Consider the following 971-nt stretch of genomic DNA (forward strand, 5'->3'; position numbering starts at 1 on the left):
CATCCGCTCGTCAGCGACGATACGGGCACGCAGGGCAACGCGAACTGGCAATTCGAGTTCAACGGCGAGGAAACCTCGAAACAGGAAGAAAACGGCCGCCACCAGTTGTGGAACGCGACGCTCACGCGCGGGTTCGGCGAACACGTCGACCTCTACGTCAACGCGCCTTACACGCATCTGCAAACGCGGACCGACGAAAACGGCGCGGGCATCGGCGATGTCGAGATCGGCATGAAATGGCGCTTCGTCGAACGCGGGCCGCTGTCGCTCGCGTTGAAACCGAAGGTGACGATACCGACCGGCAACGACGGTCGCGGGCTCGGCACGGGCCGCGCCGGCACCGGCGCGACGCTGCTCGCGCAGGCCGACGTCGGGCGCTTTTCGCTGCTCGCGAATGCCGGCTTGACCTACCAGCCGAATCGCCAGGGCGACCTCACGTCGATCTGGGCGGTATCGGGCGCGGCGATCTACAAGGCGACCGACCGGCTGCAGCTCGTGGCCGATGTCGGCCTGTCGCGCAACACGGAAAGCACCGCCGGCGCGAATCCGGCGTTCGTGCTGGCCGGCGTGATCTATTCGCCGACGCGCTGGCTCGATCTCGACGTCGGCTACCGGCACGGGCTGAACGACCAGACCTACCGTCATTCGGTGATGGGCGGCGTGACCGCGCGCTGGTAATACCCGGCATCGCGCGACGCACGCGTCGAACCGCCACACGACGGGTCGCATCAGCGGCCCGTTTTTTCATTCATCGGGTGTCGTTCGCGCCGAACAGTTGCGCGCACACGGCGCGCCCTTCGTCGGTCAGCGCGGCGCTGCCGGTGCCATCCTCGTTCAGCGTCGTCGCGGTGAGGCCGGCGCCGTCGAGCTGCGTCAGCACGCGGCGCAGCGTGCTCATCGGCAGTTGCGTGCGTTTCGCGATCTTCGGTAGCGACCACGTTTTGCCGGCCGGATCGTTCGCGGCCTCGTTC

2 protein-coding genes are annotated in these 971 nt (G+C 67.3%); one reads left to right on the forward strand and one right to left on the reverse strand.

Annotation, left to right across the window (positions count from 1 at the left end; translation table 11 throughout):
• Nucleotides 1-678, forward strand: a 678-nt coding sequence (locus tag VL15_RS38975) for a transporter (protein WP_048252213.1), incomplete at its 5' end; no start/stop codon positions are given.
• Between the two features lie 70 nt (nucleotides 679-748).
• Here VL15_RS38975 and VL15_RS38980 read toward each other — a convergent pair.
• Nucleotides 749-971, reverse strand: a 223-nt coding sequence (locus VL15_RS38980; protein ID WP_048252214.1) for a hypothetical protein, incomplete at its 5' end; no start/stop codon positions are given.

The organism is Burkholderia cepacia, from assembly GCF_001039005.1.
GTDB classification, from domain to species: domain Bacteria; phylum Pseudomonadota; class Gammaproteobacteria; order Burkholderiales; family Burkholderiaceae; genus Burkholderia; species Burkholderia theae.